Here is a 15,270-nt window from a genome sequence, read left to right as displayed (position 1 = left end):
GAGAAATTACTATTTTATTCCACTGCAATTTTACACTGTACAGTGATTAGGTAAGGATAATTATGTTTTATAAACAGCTGAAGAAATTCCCCAAAAATTTCCTGTGGGGAGCATCAACATCAGCCTTTCAGGTTGAAGGTGGCTGGGATGCTGATGGAAAAGGCCCTTCAGTGCAGGATGCACTTGGGGCAAGACACGATGATATTACTGATTTCAAAGTCGCTAGCGATCACTATCACCGTTATCAGGAAGACGTACGATTATTTGCTGAGATGGGTCTGAAAAGTTATCGTTTTTCTGTAGCCTGGTCACGGGTCATTCCGGATGGTCAGGGCGGAGTCAACGAGAAAGGTATCGAATTCTATAACAACTTAATTGATGAATTATTACGTTATAATATCGAACCTATTCTGACGCTATATCATTTCGACTTACCTCAGGCGCTGGAAGAAAGAGGAGGCTGGAATAACCGGGAAACAATCGATGCATTCGTTGAATATTCCCGTTTGGTATTCGAACGCTTTGGTGACCGCGTTAAATATTTCCTGACTATTAATGAACAGAATGTCATGGTATTACACGGAAATGCACTTGGCGCACAATCAACGAAGAAAGAATCATACCAACAGGCACACCATATGTTTCTGGCTCAGGCATTAAGCATGAAACTTTGCCACGAACTATTGGATGACGCGAAAATCGGCCCGGCACCGAATATTATTTCTGTTTATCCTGAAACCTGTAGTCCGGAAGATGTTATTGCTGCCGATAACTGGATGGCAATTCGTTGCTGGCTATATCTGGATATGGCTTACCACGGTGAGTATAACAGTCTGGTCTGGGCTTACTTGTGTGACCGCGGTCTTGAACCGGAATTTCAGGAAGGCGATGCAGAAATACTGAAAGGCGCGAAACCTGATTTTATTTCAATCAACTACTACGCAACAATGACTGTATCTGCCAGCCGGAATGATGGCACTGACGTGACTCATCGTGAGGGTGATCAACAGATCATGTATGGTGAAGAAGGTGTTTATCGTGCAGCGGTCAATCCACATCTGGGCAAAACGCAATATAGCTGGCTGATTGACCCGGTTGGATTCAGAACAACACTACGTGCCGTATGGGATAAATATCGTTTACCAATCATGATCTCTGAAAACGGCTTAGGCCAGGGAGATGAACTGGTCGATGGACAAGTTGATGATCAATACCGAATTGATTATTTAACAATGCACATCGAGCAAATGCAATTAGCCCTCACTGATGGTGTCGAGATATTTGCATACTGTCCTTGGGCAGCGATGGATTTAGTCAGCACACACCAGGGTTATGGTAAACGTTACGGCTTTATTTATATTGACCGGGATGAATTTGATTTAAAAGAATTAAAGCGAATCCCTAAAAAAAGCTACTTTTGGTACAAAGAGTTTATTAATTCCAACAGCTAATCAATAGATATTAATCATATAAAAGAATAGTAGTTTTCTGGTGGGAGCCAGAAAACTACCGGGTAAACTCACTTTAAAATAATTTTTTTATTTACGTGATCAATTGGGTATATTATGAAAAATTATAGTAATAAAACACTGATTAAATTAATCGCAGGCGCTGTTTTTGCCGTGAGTCCATATATTCACGCAGAAGAAGCAAAAACCAGTAATTTAACACAGGAAGAGATTGATCAGATTGTTAAACAGGTCAAAGAAGAAGTCAAAAAAGATTACGGCTTCCGTTATTCCGGTTATTTTCGCGCTGGTTACGCAACGACAACCGATGGTGCTCCACAACACTATGCTCTGGGAAGTGTAGGACGTTTCGGTAATGAACATACCGGTTGGTATGATCTGAAATTTATTCAGAAAGTTTTTGATGAAGAGGGAAAAACCGTCACCGCAGCTGTAACTCTGGACGGTAATGTCAGCCTCTCTAAAGCAAGCGGCTGGTTCGATGCACCAAAAGCTGACGGCAGTTATTTACAATACTCAGATATGTATGTAACCACAACCGGCTTTATCCCTGCCCTGCCCGGTTCACGGCTCTGGGTTGGTAAACATAAACTGGCCAACCATGAGATTCAGATGCTGGACTGGAAATTCCATCGCGCCAAAGTTGCCGGAGCTGTCGGTCTGGAAAATATTGATATGGGAACAGGCTTTCTTGATATAGCCTTATTACGGGAAGATATCAATGTCAATGATAGCGCTGTAAATACAAACTTTGTTGACTTCCGTTATCGGGATATTCCTGTATTTGGTGACACAACACTCGAATTAGCTGGCAAATATCATTCGCCAAATAAGACCGATCAGCAGGCTGATATTAATTTTAAAGATGCCTGGATTGCCACTGGTATTTTAAAAACAAAATTTGAAGACGGTGGATTCAACGAATTAACTCTGCAAATCGGTAGCAACTCTATCGCCAGTAATATGGTAAAAATTAACGATGCAAACCCGGATTATATGTATATTGACGGTGGCGCAACGGGATACAGTTACCGTTTAATTAGTCAGGGTGAAAACTATCTGGGCTCAGATTTCATTGTTGCTCATGCGTTTGTTGCCGGATTCGGAGACGATATATACAGTGCAGACGACAAACGGGCTAATGCAGACACCAAGTTTGTCAGAACGGCAATTCGCCCGGCATATATCTGGGATCGCTTCAACCAGACCGGAGTTGAAGTCGGTTACTTTAACCAGTCGACCAAAGCGAACTCACAAACTTTGGATGAATCCGGATATAAACTCACAGCGTTCCACGCACTGAAAGTTAAAACCAGTATGTTGCGTTCTCGCCCTGAAATCCGTTTCTATACCACGTACCTGAAATCGATCGAAAATGAAATTTCCGAGTTCAAGTTCAACAGTGGTAAAGACGACCAGCTGACCTTCGGTGTTCAGGCCGAAGTATGGTGGTAATCTAATCTTATCCACTAATCCACTGCCCCCAATGCTCTGAGTAGAGTAAATGCGCTGTAATCCATATATGTGATAGATTACAGCGCTTTTTTTTATTGATTACGATATATTGTTCTTTTTAAACTTTTAGTGGTAGTGACACCGAACATGGATCTGAAAATTCTTCGCTATTTCTTAACTGTTGCAAACACGAAAAATATAACGAAGGCTGCCGATTTGTTGCACATCACTCAACCAACTCTCAGTCGGCAACTCATTGTTCTGGAAGAAAATCTGGGCGTCCACCTGTTTATAAAAGAAAAGCGTTCTATCGAGCTGACAGCTGAAGGTCGACTGCTGAAGAAAAGAGCTCGTGAAATACTGGATCTGGCCGATCAAACCAGTAAAGAGCTGGTCGATCCGAATTCTCTCATTTCAGGTAGCGTTGCAGTCGGTACAATTGAATCATCGGGTTCTGAAAAACTATATGAACTGATGGGACCTTTTTCACAGGAATATCCGAATGTTACGTTTAATCTGTATACAGGTTCTACCGACGATATTCTGGAAAAAATGGATCAGGGCATCATCGATATTTGTATGTTGCTTGATCCGGTCGATACTTCTAAATACAACGTAATCAGACTACCCAGCAATGAACAATGGGGAGTTTTGCTGCATGTTGATGATGAACTGGCCCAAAAAGAGGCGGTAACGATTCAGGATCTCTGTAAAGTTCCCGTGTTACTCCCTTCCCGTCCTGCGGTCAAAAGTGAAGTTGAAAACTGGTTCGGCAAAACCAAATACTATATCAAAACGTTTGGAACCTATAATCTGCTGCCAAGCGCGCTACTGTGTGTCGAAAAAGGGTTGGGATATCCGATTTGCCTGAACAACTCCTTAATTGAAAATCATCAGTCGATTTGCTTCCGCCCGATATCTCCGGCTAAAACCATCCAGAGTGTTATTCTGTGGAAGAAAAACCGTAACTTCAACTCAGTTACCGAACTCTTTGTAAAAACGGTTTACCGCCATTTTAATGCTTCGATTTATTAGGCCGCCAATTAGAATAATGTCTTGTTGAACAAAGGAGGGTAGCATTGTCAGATATTCACCCATTACTCCGTAGAGCAATATCTGTGCTCCCGACTTATATCCATCTCGGCATCAGGTAATATCCAAGAGGAATAGATGCGCAAGTATCGATTCGGCAAGAACCAGTAAAGACTTTGCGCATCACTGGCACAACCTATATTAATTTATGCCGGAATCAGACTCTTTTGCCCGAATGAACAGCTCACCGACCTGCAAACTGACAACTTCCACTAAAGTGCCTTTTGCCAAAGGTTCACTGGTAATCAGACGCCACTCAATCCCTGAAAAACGATAAGACGCAGGTTTGTCCGGTGCAGTATCCTCCGGAAGGAAGAAACTGTGTCCAATCAAATCACTTTGCACGGTTTTATGTTCTGGCGTTTTCTGGGCTCGCTTAAACACAGGCCACAATACAGCACCCGTTAGCAATGTATACAATGTGGTGGCAATCAGTGCCCATTGCCATGTGATGGGAATCCATCCGATATACATTGACAATGATGTAAGCAGTAAGCCGATTCCCATGAACAATAAGACGAAGGTACTCAGTCCCAGCACCCAGACTTCTATTGCTAACAACACCAACCCAAGTACAGCCAGTGCCTGAATCAGATGAGATATAATAAATTCCATTACCGACTCTTATTCAATTGACTAATGATGGATGTCGCCTGAGCAACGATAGAGCTTGCATCGGTTGCATTATCAGGCAGGATGACCATCGAAGACTCTTTCGCAATCGCCTGCTTGGCTTCGATAGCTTTCGTTGCCAGCTCAAGCTGGATAGCTTTTTGACCACTTTCAGTATTAGCTGATTCACCCACCGTCCGCAGCGCTTCTGCCTGTGCATTCGCAACAGCAATGATGGCTTTCGCTTCCCCTTCAGCCCGAAGTATCTTTTCTGCTTTATCCGCTTCAGCAGATAAAACGATAGACTGCTTCTCTCCCTCAGCTCGGTTAATCGCGGCCTGACGATCCCCTTCAGATTCCAAAATCTGAGCACGTTTAACCCGCTCGGCTTTCATTTGAGCTTCCATTGCTTCCATGACAGATTGTGGCGGAATAATATCTTTGATTTCATAGCGCAATACCTGAATACCCCAAGGTCCGGCCGCTTCATTGATCGCCGATACAATATTTGTATTGAGAGCATCTCGTTCTTCAAAGGTTTTATCTAATTCCATCTTACCTAACTCAGAACGCATTGTTGTTTGCGATAACTGAGTCACGGCAAAAATATAATCATCGACACCATATGTGGCCTTATATGGGTCAAGTACCCGGAAATACAGCACACCATCGACATGCAGAGAAATATTATCTTTGGTAATCGCCCCTTGTTGTGGTACGTCAACCGCCTGTTCCTTTAATGAACGAACAGCAGCAATTTTATCAATAAAAGGGAATAAAAAGTTTAACCCTGCTTCTTTGGTTGCAAGGTATTTACCAAACCGCTCAATCAAATAGGCCTGGTTCTGAGGTACAAAAATAATAGAAGACTTGAGAAAGATGAGAACAAAGATAAGCAGAGCGACAGGTACTGTGAAGACATTGTCGATCAGAATATTAACGATATTCATGGGTAAACCCGTTCCTTGATAAGAATATAAGCAAATTAAAGTTTACTGACCTCAAACAAGCAAGGAAAGAACTTCTTTGCATAAACGCCCGATAGTGCAACTTAAATCAATTTGTAGTGGTTTTGGTGTGCTCAATCTCCATCAATGGAAGCCCTCACTCCGAGTGCCAAGTGATCTCTGACGGCACCGGACTCACTGCCCGGACTTCCCTTAAAAGGAAAATGGCATGGGTTTATCCATATACACGAACAGGATTGACATATCTGAAAAATTTAATAACCTCCGTAGCTATGTAATTAATTGTATAATTATTATGAGATAATAAATCCGAGTTAGGTTGTATATGTTGGACCAAAAGAATAAAAACATTGTAATTGCATCTGATCAAGAAATTGCTCATCTGGATGAAATGTTAAGAAATATAGACTCTGATATTGCTATGGGTATGTCTTATGTGAAAAGAATACAAGGAATTACTTTTAATGAATTGAAAAAACGTTTTGGAGGACTTAGTGGAGAAACTTTGAAAAAATATATGCAACAAAGCTATTCATCAATGAGACCAATTCATTTTGTTGCTGCATATTCATGGGTCACTATGGTTCCTCCAACAAGTTTTTACTATGGATTAAAGGTAAAAGAACAATTCCGTGGTATGGATGATAATGCTATTAAAGTGTTAATGTGTATTGGTAGACTATCTTCCAAACAGTTTAACACTATTCTTGATATGATCGAAACGTTGCTTGATAACGATTCAAGACAGGGCTTTTCAATATTCAAGAGAAATACGCAGTCTAAATTTTACAGTAAAGATAAATATGACCAATTATTCCCACCTAGTGTTTTAGATTTACGTGCTTTTGCTATTGATTACTATCGTTCAGTGGCTATTACCATAAAGCGATTTAGAATAGAAAATAATATAACATCATATACGATGGCTAAAGTATTAGGATTATCAAAATATCAATATAGTGTGTTGGAAGACCAGAACAAAACAACTCCATTTTCAATTTCAATTGGTGCCAGGGTTCGCCTTGGATTTAATCTAAACTCTCATGCTGATTTTACAAGTGAAATGGAGCAGTTTACTGCTTTCCACCAACTGAGACGGTATCAGCATTATAGAGATATTCTAATCGTAGAAGCCTTCCGCCGACTCAACCCTCATCAAAAAAATGAAGTGGCTCAATTAGTATCACATCTATCAATAAAAGAGTAGAATTTTAAGTTGACTTGATATGAGATAAAAAACTAGAATCATGTAATATTCCTTGGTGAGAAATAGTGATTATACAAATTAATATTCTCATTACTTGGTTGTTAGATATATTTCATTATTACAGTCAGTAGAATTTAGCATACCATTTAATTTAACTGACAAATTTATTATATACTTATCAATTTATCCATTTTCATATAAATAACATTCACTATTCTCTTTACTTATAGTAAAAATATAATAATTCAGAAAACAATATTATTTATTCTGTGAACTAATAATTCTAATATTTATTAATGTTGGCAAGGTTTAAAATGAAACAAGATAATTTATCCCATTCTCTGACAGAAGCTGATCAGTCAGTTAAAGACTTTATTGCATCTCTTTATGAAACATTCAGTTTTCAGCTTAAGCAAAAGGACGAACCTCTGGTACAGCTTGAGTATTTTGGTGCAGTAATGGAAGTAAGACTTTTATCCTTTGATGGGGTTTATAAGTCACAGGTTAAGAAAGCAGAAAATTCTTAACTAAATACCAAATATGTTACAGTCAGATAGACACTACTTTTGTATCCAAAGCTTAACCAACAATATCAATTCTTTTTAAATCAAATAGTTATTTTATAACACAGCAAACAAACACACCCAAAATACAGCAATAGCTACCCGCTTTGCAGCAGTAACACGCGGATGACCATGTGGATTGCCAGTAAGCTCAGCAGTATTTTGATCACCCGGATGATGTATTCATTGTTGGCAGAAAGTCTCAACCGGGTGCCGACAAAAGAGCCAACGAGAAACTTAGGGAGAAAAGCCGGCAAAATCGCGATCAACAGCATTCCTCCGCCAAAACCGATCTCTCCCGGCAATGAGGAGTTGAGATTAGTGAAGTACACTCAGATTCAGCTCAACTGCATCACCCAGCCAGTAGGCATATTTGGTGTGATCTTCCAGATCATTCCCCGTATCTGCATGAATCAGGACACTTAAATCTCCCCGATGCTTGTCTAGCCAGGGAATCAGATGGTCGAAATCAGCATGGCCGAAACGAATCTGGCAGCTCCATTTCGTATGAGGACCAACGAGCCGTTGATGAACCCGGCCGACTTTCAGAGAAAACTTTTCACCGGCGGTATGACACAACTCAGTCGCAAACCCTAAGGTACTGCTATCGAAATAGACATGCGCATGATATGCGGCATGTCTGTTTTGAGGTCTTGGTGGATTTTTCATTTTTATTACACGTCTGTTTAAAATATTCAGGAACATCTGATACTGGTGGTCAGGCATCACCAAGAATAACGGCCTGTTCCCGGAAAATCTGCCATCCTTCTGAGGTTTCTTCAAGGAACAGGTTAAATATAATCTTTTTCGGCCCGGCACCAAGGTCTAAGATCCTTGTCACAGTAACAAACCCCGTTCCATTCTGAACTTCAGCCAGATTAAAGTCCGCCGTCGTATCTAATGGAGAAGCTCCGGAGTCTCGCAAAGAACGGAAAAAATCCAGATTCTGCTGATAATCAAAAGTGAGCAGAGATGAATCTTCCTGCAAGATATGTATAACAAGGTCCGGGGAATAAATAGTAGCCAACTCTTCAATACGATAGTGGCACCCGGCACTGCTGAGCTGTTCTACTTTCTGAATAAGCCTTTGATCCTTCATAAAAATCTCCTCGTTCTTTTATAATGTTATATGGCTAACTATCCCAGTTTTCAACTACCAGAGATAGTGTTACATAAAACGGGAGCATATTTCAGCTTTCATGTCGGCAGTTTGCCGACATTCAGGATCATGCAACATCGGATTATGCAGCAATTTGCTGCGCTAACTGACTGCGGGCAAAGGCTGTCAGAACACCTTGTAATACCGCTGCGGAGGTATCTTCACCAGTCGTCACACTACAATACCGGTGACCGGCGACATCTAAAGCAATGCATGCCTGAGCCTGAGCATCGGTCGTGGCGGAAAGAGCACTTTCATCCAAATGAGTTACCCGAATCTCAATACCGAACCGCTTTTCCAAAGCATTGACGAATGCTTCTACAATACCGTGACCTTCACCATATAACGCCGGCTTGATAGCCGGGATACGGAACTCTCCGGCAACCTTACTCTGCCCGGTGCGGACATCATATCCTTCCAGCATCCATTGCGGATTACAGGTAACGAAATACTGTTCGAAAATCGCTTTGATCTCCTGCGAGGTAATTTCTGCACCGCTACTTTCCGTAGCTTTCTGGACCACCTGACTCACCTCACTGTGCATCCACTTAGGCAAGCTAATATTGTGGTCACGCTCCAGAATCAGTGCGACACCGCCTTTACCACTCTGGCTGTTAATCCGGACCACGGCTTCATAATCTCTGCCGATATCACGCGGATCAATCGGCAGATAAGCCACTTGCCAGTGCGGTAACTGATGCTTTTCGTGATATTGCATCGACTTGCGGATCGCATCCTGATGACTGCCCGAAAAGGCGGTATACACCAATTCTCCGGCCCAGGGATGACGCGCCGATACCGGCAGCTCGGTGCAATATTCAACCACTTCGATGATTTCCTGAATATCAGAAAAATCGAGCTCAGGATCGATGCCCTGAGAATAGAGGTTCATTCCCATCGTCACAATATCCATATTGCCCGTACGCTCACCATTCCCCAGCAAAGTCCCTTCGATCCGATCAGCACCAGCCATGACACCGAGCTCCGCAGCCGCGACACCACAACCGCGGTCATTGTGAGTATGCAGACTGATCTCAACCTGATCGCGATGATTCACACTGCGGCAGAAGTACTCAATCTGGTCGGCATAAATATTGGGAGTCGACATCTCAACTGTCGCCGGCAAATTCAGAATAACACGACGCCCCGTCTCCGGTTGCCATTCCTGAATCACGGCATTGCACACTTCCACCGCATAATCCATTTCTGTACCGGTAAAACTTTCCGGGGAATATTGAAATGCCCATTCAGTCTCCGGATTCAGCTCCGCGTATTCACGCACCCAGCGAGCACCCTGAACGGCAATGGCTTTGATACCTTCACGGTCTTTCCCGAAGACTTGCTCACGCTGAACGGTCGAGGTTGAGTTGTAAACATGAACAACCGCTTTCTTCACACCTTTTAAAGCATCAAACGAGCGGGCGATTAACTCCTCACGAGCCTGAGTCAGAATTTGCACTGATACGTCATCGGGAATTAAATCATTGTCGATCAAAGCACGGACAAAATCGAAATCCGGCTGCGACGCGGCGGGAAAACCGACTTCAATCTCTTTAAAGCCAAGCTTCACCAACAGCTGGAACATACGGGTTTTCTTAGCAACATCCATTGGATTGATCAGTGCCTGATTTCCATCACGCAGATCAACGCTACACCAGCCCGGTGCTTGTGTAATCACCTGATCAGGCCAGGTACGATCGGTTAAACGAATCGGTTCGAAGGCTCGGTATTTACGAAAATCAAACATAATTATAATCCTTGAAAGTTATGTGGGTGTCGGCAGAAAATCCACGGCTCACAGGCAGCCGGATTCAGGAAGTTTCCATAGAATCCAGTTTAATCAAGGTGCAAAGAAATAGGGTTGCGTAAATTGGCTATTTTTCAACCCAAACGCAATTTAATATAAGTAATTATCCATTTATATTATATAGTATTGCTCACTATGATTTATGAGAAAAATAAAATGCAACTCGATCGTTATGATATAAAGATTCTGTATGAGTTACAGCAAGACGGTTCACTCTCCAATCAGGAGCTTGCTGATCGTATTGGTCTGACCGCAGCTCCCTGCTCACGCCGGGTTCGCCAGCTTCAGGAAAATGGCGTGATCGACCAGTATGTCGCCCGGGTAAACGAACGCCAGATTGGACTGAATCTGATTGCTCTGCTGCATATCAGTATGGATAAACATATCCCCGAGCGTTTTGCTGCCTTTGAGCAAGCGATCGCAGAAATCCCCGAGGTTATGGAATGCTATGTCATTACTGGCCACGATGCCGATTATCAGCTCAAAATTGCCGTAGCAGATATGGATAGTTATCACGATATACTGCTGGGTAAGATCACCCGTATACAGGGCGTATCGGGTGTGAAATCTTCATTCATACTGCGTAAGATTGTCGATTCAACTGCATTACCGCTCCATTATGTAAAACGCGAAAATCACAGTTAAGACATAGCTTTAAACCACCAGTAACATCAATGAATTGCACAGGTACAACAGACTACCACTGAAAAGCAAAATATGAGACTTTATGACTATTCTATCCCTATTCATATTTTGAGGAGTTCAATCATGAACCGACATTCCCTTCTGAAAGCCACGCTGTCCCTGATACTGGTGCAAGTATTGAGTTTCTTTATCACCGGCAGCGCACTAGCGGCAAACAAACCGCATAAGACCGATATCAAAACGCTAGTCATCGTTTCCCACCCTTACCCTGAGCGTTCTGTGATGACCAAAGGATTGCAACAGGCAGCCGAGAGTGTCGAAGGCGTAACCGTCAGGAATCTGGAAACTATTTATGGTTTTGACACCCGTGCTATCGATGGTGCGAAAGAGCGTGAGATCACTCGCCAGAATGATCGGATCGTATTTATGTTTCCAACCCACTGGTTCAATATCACACCAATGATGAAAGCTTATCTGAATGAGGTATGGGGCAGTGTTGGACCGGGATTATGGCGGGGCAAAGAGATGCTGCTGGTCACCACCGCGGCAGGTGGCAGTTCTACATATGGGGAATCAGGCAGAATAGGCGTCAAGCTGGAAGATGTGTTTACCCCAATGAAAGCCAGTGCTCTCCATGCCGGAATGACTTATTTAACCCCATTAGCATTTCAGGCAATTTCAGCATCAAAACTGCCTGAATATCAGCAACGGTTAATCGAACGACTGGAAAAATAACCCCTAAAAAGCAGAAAATTTTTAAGCTCCCCAGAGATGGGGATGCTGTTATCTTCTTATTTTAGAGGGACAACTAAAAGATCAACGGATGTCGCTTTCATCATGTGCTGAGCTGATGAAGAAATATTGTGCCATAAGTTATGATGGTGACCACAGATGACCAGATCAATATGTAATTCTTTAATCGCTTTCTGGATTTCTTCAGAGAAGCTCCCATTACCGATTAAAGTGCTTTTTATCGGGTATTCTGTGGTTTCAAGAATTTCCTTCAGATGTGCCTGAGCATCAGCCTGGCCACAAACCTTATTCTCAATGGCATATGATGGATCAATAATCATATGTGCGTCGTTGTCATGGTAGGTATAATCATCATAAAACAACGACAATTCCGAGCCAAAGCTACGGGCGAGACTCACCGCTTTCTCCAACAGGAGCCAGCTTTCTGCTGAAAGATCGACGGCAACCAGAATGTGTTTGTACATCACATTATCCAGACTTAAGTTTATTTAACTAAAACTTAAGTCAGTCACAATTATTGTGATTTGAGCCGTCTCCCATTTTCCTGATTCTTCTTACTCATAGCAGCGAATGAACCAAGATATTCCGATCACAGCCGGGAGATTGATATATTTACACACCTAAACTGAATATTCATATATCCCGCTGATAAATATCTTGTTTTACGGTTCCTCGGTCTTCTTTTATCGACATCGCAACAAAAAAGCTGATCATCGCAATAACAGCACCAATGATGAACACAATCTCAGATCCACTCATCCAAACAATACCCAGTAAAAACGGCAGAAAAACAGCAGCAATATGATTAATAGTGAATGAAATACTTGATGTCGCAGAGATTTCATCAGGTTTGATCGTTTTTTTGAAGTAGGTAGCCAATGCAAGAGTGAAGCTAAATAGAATGCTGTCAAGTACGTATAAAACACCCGCAACATAATGATTACTTACATATGCGTAGGATAGAAATAAAATCGCCAACGCTGCATATTCCAGAAGAAGTGCTCTTTTCTCACCAATCCTGTCTATAAATTCTCCGATAGCAGGTAATGTAATAGTTGTCGCTAAACTGGATAACATGAATAATGTAGCCATCATGGTAATTGAATAATCAAATTTCTGAACCATTAAAAGCCCGGCAAAAGCCACAAAAATCTGCCGTCTTGCTCCTCCTAAGAATGTCAGAAAGTAGTAAGTTGAATATTCCTTTCGGAGGATGATTTTATTTATCTGCTTTACACGACTATCGTCATATTTATGAAAAGAAAGTAAGTAGATTGATAATAGGGTACAGATCACGCCACATCCCAAAAATATGACTTTAGCCGACACATCAAATATCTGTACAGCCAAAATAATCCCGATAAACGTCGCTAAACCAAAAAATGCTGAAGCAGCATTTATTTGTCCCATTGACTCACCGAAGGTTTCGGCTTCAAGTACTTGGGTAGACAGGGAACGGTGAACAGCCTCCAGATAATGAAATCCCAGTGACATAAAAACCGTCGTAAAGTAGAACCCATAAACTGTAGGTAAATATCCTGTAATAGCAACACCTATTCCAAGTATACACAGTGAAAGTATTGCAACACGCTGCTCAGATAACGCCATTAATAAGAACATAACCGTAAATGCAAGCAGACCGGGAATCTCGCGGACACTCTGAAGAATACCGACATTTGCCCCGGTCATTCCTACTGTATCGACAGCAAAGTTATTCATCACTACCCGCCAGCCGGTATTCGCGATAATTGATGCTATCCCGATAATAATAAGCATTGCGACAGGCGAGCGTGATAAAAGGTGGTATCTCCAGGCAATCATACCAAGTCAGCCTCACGCATAAGCTCTTGCACATTATCTCTCATGAAACCTGCCATTGATGACAAATCTTCCCACGTCTCTTTATTTGTATGTGTGATGCACTCAATAAATGTATTCGACAGTTCAGGATCTTCATGTAGCCATTGACTAACATAGCTCGCTGTATAAGACACATGTCTCATTTCATCTTCAAGAATTCTCTGGATGGTTGGACGCATCTCTTCCATATATTCGGCATTACTTTCATCAATAATTTTCAGATGAAGTAACAGTAATCGCCATGAGCGAACTTCTATCGAATGAACTCGGAAAATAAATGTTTTAATATTATCATCGAAATCCAGAATCTTATCGATTTCTTCAGCAACACCATCATGATAAGGTTCAGCTTCAAATCCGGTTAAAGGAATAAGACTCGCAAACATTTTGGAATGATTCATTTCATCATAATAATGCCGCATCATTTTCTGTTTTAATTCTTCATCCGCATAACGGCCAGCAATCATACGGAGTCTTGCCGCCCCTTTAGCTTCATCTATCGAATTATGAAGCAGATAGTAAGCCATCATTTTCTTACTTTGAAAAATTGTCTTCGCCAACCCAGACATAAGATCTGATGTAAAAGACAGATCCGATGTTAAATATTTTTCGATGCATTTTTTGTATTCTTTGGATGGGGACACATCAAAAGAATTAAGCATTTCATAAAGTTCTTTTTTTATTGAATTCATTTTATTCACCTAGCTTAGACTGAAGAACAGAGAAACACCCACCAAGGGTGCTTCTCATTAAATAATAACTACTTTTTCTTCTTTGAATCCGGGTTAGAATCATTCGAATCAAAAGCGGCGTTAGAACGAACTAAGCGAGGGGGTTGTTCGTTAATGTTCAATCCCTTTAGTTTTACTGACATTGCGGCTTGTAACTTATCTTTCATTGTAGACCTCATTTTCTATGATAGTTGCCAATATAAAAATGTTAATTGATGGATAAGAATGAAACACATTTGTTAACATTCTGTAACAAATTTAGGCAACCTTTAGCGAATACTGCATAAGACTTTGGTCTAATGAAAACTAGTTACAAATATATTCTCAAGGATTATTGATGGTAATATTACTAATTTTTATTGATTAAAATGATTTTTATATATATTGCTTGTACTGTGATTTACTTATATTGATAAAATTAACACAGAAGAGTTTGTGATGTTACTTCCATATTTAATTCACTAAACAATCTCAGCAATCGACATTCAGCACCATCGGCACATCAATGATCCCATTTCGGTTACGGACACCTTCTTCAGTCCGGACAAAACCAAAGCTCCGGTAAACATGCTCGGCATTTAAAGCAGAATTCACCGTAAAGCGCGTTGGACGACGATTCTCTGGGACTTCAGCTCTGACTTTTTCCCAGAGCTTGCGTGACAGACCTTGTCCCTGATAACGTTCGCTGACGAACAAATGGTATAAATGCGAAGCATCACGTATCGCCGCAACACCGACAATTTCCCCCATATCATCGGTTGCAACCACATACAGATATCCCTCAGACAAATAACGCTCTATATTCTCGACCGACATCGATTGCAACAAAGTATCATGCATTGATTCATCGAATGTCGGACAAACGTACTTCCGGGTTAAAGGAACAATCAGCTCACTAATCGCCTGCGCATCTTTTCCTGCTGCTTTTCTGTATTTGATACTCATCATC

Annotated in this window: 17 protein-coding genes; 7 read left to right on the top strand and 10 right to left on the bottom strand. The window is 41.5% G+C overall.

Annotated features, from left to right (window positions below; all coding sequences use genetic code 11):
* Positions 1 to 62 precede the first annotated feature (62 nt).
* The 3 genes from OCU74_RS17285 to OCU74_RS17275 all read left to right on the top strand — a co-directional run bounded on the left by OCU74_RS17285 (position 63) and on the right by OCU74_RS17275 (position 3,959).
* Positions 63 to 1,451 (top strand): glycoside hydrolase family 1 protein, encoded by a 1,389-nt coding sequence (locus OCU74_RS17285; protein WP_087481111.1) that lies wholly within the window; start codon positions 63 to 65, stop codon positions 1,449 to 1,451.
* A gap of 114 nt (positions 1,452 to 1,565) precedes the next feature.
* Positions 1,566 to 2,924, top strand: coding sequence for a carbohydrate porin (locus OCU74_RS17280; protein WP_087481112.1), 1,359 nt, complete (start codon positions 1,566 to 1,568; stop codon positions 2,922 to 2,924).
* 147 nt (positions 2,925 to 3,071) lie between these two features.
* Positions 3,072 to 3,959: a LysR family transcriptional regulator gene (locus tag OCU74_RS17275; protein ID WP_087481113.1), complete on the top strand. Its 888-nt coding sequence runs from the start codon at positions 3,072 to 3,074 to the stop codon at positions 3,957 to 3,959.
* Positions 3,960 to 4,157: 198 nt separating this feature from the next.
* On the opposite strand, the gene OCU74_RS17270 is transcribed toward OCU74_RS17275, so the two are convergent.
* Together OCU74_RS17270 and OCU74_RS17265 are read right to left on the bottom strand one after the other, a co-directional pair.
* Complete coding sequence (locus OCU74_RS17270) at positions 4,158 to 4,631, bottom strand: NfeD family protein (RefSeq protein ID WP_087481114.1); 474 nt, start codon at positions 4,629 to 4,631, stop codon at positions 4,158 to 4,160.
* On the bottom strand, positions 4,631 to 5,578 hold the full coding sequence (locus OCU74_RS17265; protein WP_087481115.1) for an SPFH domain-containing protein: 948 nt from the start codon (positions 5,576 to 5,578) through the stop codon (positions 4,631 to 4,633). Before OCU74_RS17265 ends, OCU74_RS17270 begins: the two co-directional genes overlap by 1 nt.
* A gap of 343 nt (positions 5,579 to 5,921) precedes the next feature.
* Between OCU74_RS17265 and OCU74_RS17260 the strand changes: the two genes are divergently transcribed.
* On the top strand, positions 5,922 to 6,803 hold the full coding sequence (locus OCU74_RS17260; protein WP_087481116.1) for a helix-turn-helix transcriptional regulator: 882 nt from the start codon (positions 5,922 to 5,924) through the stop codon (positions 6,801 to 6,803).
* Between the two features lie 314 nt (positions 6,804 to 7,117).
* The gene (locus OCU74_RS17255; protein ID WP_234993584.1) at positions 7,118 to 7,330 is read left to right on the top strand and encodes a hypothetical protein; all 213 of its coding nucleotides are present in this window, start codon (positions 7,118 to 7,120) and stop codon (positions 7,328 to 7,330) included.
* A gap of 134 nt (positions 7,331 to 7,464) precedes the next feature.
* Here the strand turns inward: OCU74_RS17255 and OCU74_RS17250 are convergent, their stop codons facing one another.
* The 4 genes from OCU74_RS17250 to leuA form a co-directional block, all read right to left on the bottom strand.
* Positions 7,465 to 7,698: a hypothetical protein gene (locus tag OCU74_RS17250; RefSeq protein WP_143693202.1), complete on the bottom strand. Its 234-nt coding sequence runs from the start codon at positions 7,696 to 7,698 to the stop codon at positions 7,465 to 7,467.
* Complete coding sequence (locus OCU74_RS17245) at positions 7,685 to 8,035, bottom strand: DOPA 4,5-dioxygenase family protein (RefSeq protein WP_087481200.1); 351 nt, start codon at positions 8,033 to 8,035, stop codon at positions 7,685 to 7,687. The genes OCU74_RS17250 and OCU74_RS17245 overlap by 14 nt, the downstream gene beginning before the upstream one ends.
* Before the next feature lie 49 nt (positions 8,036 to 8,084).
* Entirely contained in the window at positions 8,085 to 8,465 is a 381-nt protein-coding gene (locus OCU74_RS17240; RefSeq protein WP_087481118.1) for a hypothetical protein, read from the bottom strand.
* A 142-nt stretch (positions 8,466 to 8,607) separates the two neighbouring features.
* The gene (gene leuA / locus OCU74_RS17235; protein WP_087481119.1) at positions 8,608 to 10,272 is read right to left on the bottom strand and encodes a 2-isopropylmalate synthase; all 1,665 of its coding nucleotides are present in this window, start codon (positions 10,270 to 10,272) and stop codon (positions 8,608 to 8,610) included.
* Positions 10,273 to 10,488: 216 nt separating this feature from the next.
* Here leuA and OCU74_RS17230 point away from each other — a divergent pair, with 216 nt between their 5' ends.
* Both OCU74_RS17230 and OCU74_RS17225 read left to right on the top strand, forming a co-directional pair.
* Entirely contained in the window at positions 10,489 to 10,977 is a 489-nt protein-coding gene (locus tag OCU74_RS17230; protein ID WP_087481120.1) for an Lrp/AsnC family transcriptional regulator, read from the top strand.
* 123 nt (positions 10,978 to 11,100) lie between these two features.
* Entirely contained in the window at positions 11,101 to 11,712 is a 612-nt protein-coding gene (locus OCU74_RS17225; RefSeq protein WP_143693204.1) for an NAD(P)H-dependent oxidoreductase, read from the top strand.
* Positions 11,713 to 11,768: 56 nt separating this feature from the next.
* Here the strand turns inward: OCU74_RS17225 and OCU74_RS17220 are convergent, their stop codons facing one another.
* The 4 genes from OCU74_RS17220 to OCU74_RS17205 all read right to left on the bottom strand — a co-directional run bounded on the left by OCU74_RS17220 (position 11,769) and on the right by OCU74_RS17205 (position 15,269).
* On the bottom strand, positions 11,769 to 12,194 hold the full coding sequence (locus OCU74_RS17220; protein WP_087481121.1) for a universal stress protein: 426 nt from the start codon (positions 12,192 to 12,194) through the stop codon (positions 11,769 to 11,771).
* Positions 12,195 to 12,363: 169 nt separating this feature from the next.
* Positions 12,364 to 13,551 carry an MFS transporter gene (locus tag OCU74_RS17215; protein WP_315972467.1) on the bottom strand — a complete coding sequence of 396 codons (1,188 nt, stop codon included), beginning with the start codon at positions 13,549 to 13,551 and terminating at the stop codon, positions 12,364 to 12,366.
* Positions 13,548 to 14,282: a GTPase gene (locus OCU74_RS17210; RefSeq protein ID WP_087481123.1), complete on the bottom strand. Its 735-nt coding sequence runs from the start codon at positions 14,280 to 14,282 to the stop codon at positions 13,548 to 13,550. Before OCU74_RS17210 ends, OCU74_RS17215 begins: the two co-directional genes overlap by 4 nt.
* 510 nt (positions 14,283 to 14,792) lie before the next feature.
* On the bottom strand, positions 14,793 to 15,269 hold the full coding sequence (locus OCU74_RS17205) for a GNAT family N-acetyltransferase (protein WP_234993585.1): 477 nt from the start codon (positions 15,267 to 15,269) through the stop codon (positions 14,793 to 14,795).
* Between the last annotated feature and the right edge of the window lies 1 nt (position 15,270).

This window comes from Vibrio mangrovi, from assembly GCF_024346955.1.
GTDB lineage: Bacteria > Pseudomonadota > Gammaproteobacteria > Enterobacterales > Vibrionaceae > Vibrio > Vibrio mangrovi.
Note: the sequence above shows the minus strand (reverse complement) of the source record. Positions and strands in the feature narration are given on the sequence as shown.

What these genes read in the sequence shown, in the direction of transcription:
- OCU74_RS17285 (WP_087481111.1), top strand. Translation starts at nt 63, where the DNA reads ATGTTTTATAAACAGCTGAAGAAATTCCCCAAAAATTTCCTGTGGGGA.
- OCU74_RS17280 (WP_087481112.1), top strand. Translation starts at nt 1,566, where the DNA reads ATGAAAAATTATAGTAATAAAACACTGATTAAATTAATCGCAGGCGCT.
- OCU74_RS17275 (WP_087481113.1), top strand. Translation starts at nt 3,072, where the DNA reads ATGGATCTGAAAATTCTTCGCTATTTCTTAACTGTTGCAAACACGAAA.
- OCU74_RS17270 (WP_087481114.1), bottom strand. Translation starts at nt 4,631, where the DNA reads ATGGAATTTATTATATCTCATCTGATTCAGGCACTGGCTGTACTTGGG.
- OCU74_RS17265 (WP_087481115.1), bottom strand. Translation starts at nt 5,578, where the DNA reads ATGAATATCGTTAATATTCTGATCGACAATGTCTTCACAGTACCTGTC.
- OCU74_RS17260 (WP_087481116.1), top strand. Translation starts at nt 5,922, where the DNA reads ATGTTGGACCAAAAGAATAAAAACATTGTAATTGCATCTGATCAAGAA.
- OCU74_RS17255 (WP_234993584.1), top strand. Translation starts at nt 7,118, where the DNA reads ATGAAACAAGATAATTTATCCCATTCTCTGACAGAAGCTGATCAGTCA.
- OCU74_RS17245 (WP_087481200.1), bottom strand. Translation starts at nt 8,035, where the DNA reads ATGAAAAATCCACCAAGACCTCAAAACAGACATGCCGCATATCATGCG.
- OCU74_RS17240 (WP_087481118.1), bottom strand. Translation starts at nt 8,465, where the DNA reads ATGAAGGATCAAAGGCTTATTCAGAAAGTAGAACAGCTCAGCAGTGCC.
- leuA (WP_087481119.1), bottom strand. Translation starts at nt 10,272, where the DNA reads ATGTTTGATTTTCGTAAATACCGAGCCTTCGAACCGATTCGTTTAACC.
- OCU74_RS17230 (WP_087481120.1), top strand. Translation starts at nt 10,489, where the DNA reads ATGCAACTCGATCGTTATGATATAAAGATTCTGTATGAGTTACAGCAA.
- OCU74_RS17225 (WP_143693204.1), top strand. Translation starts at nt 11,101, where the DNA reads ATGAACCGACATTCCCTTCTGAAAGCCACGCTGTCCCTGATACTGGTG.
- OCU74_RS17220 (WP_087481121.1), bottom strand. Translation starts at nt 12,194, where the DNA reads ATGTACAAACACATTCTGGTTGCCGTCGATCTTTCAGCAGAAAGCTGG.
- OCU74_RS17215 (WP_315972467.1), bottom strand. Translation starts at nt 13,551, where the DNA reads ATGATTGCCTGGAGATACCACCTTTTATCACGCTCGCCTGTCGCAATG.
- OCU74_RS17210 (WP_087481123.1), bottom strand. Translation starts at nt 14,282, where the DNA reads ATGAATTCAATAAAAAAAGAACTTTATGAAATGCTTAATTCTTTTGAT.
- OCU74_RS17205 (WP_234993585.1), bottom strand. Translation starts at nt 15,269, where the DNA reads ATGATGAGTATCAAATACAGAAAAGCAGCAGGAAAAGATGCGCAGGCG.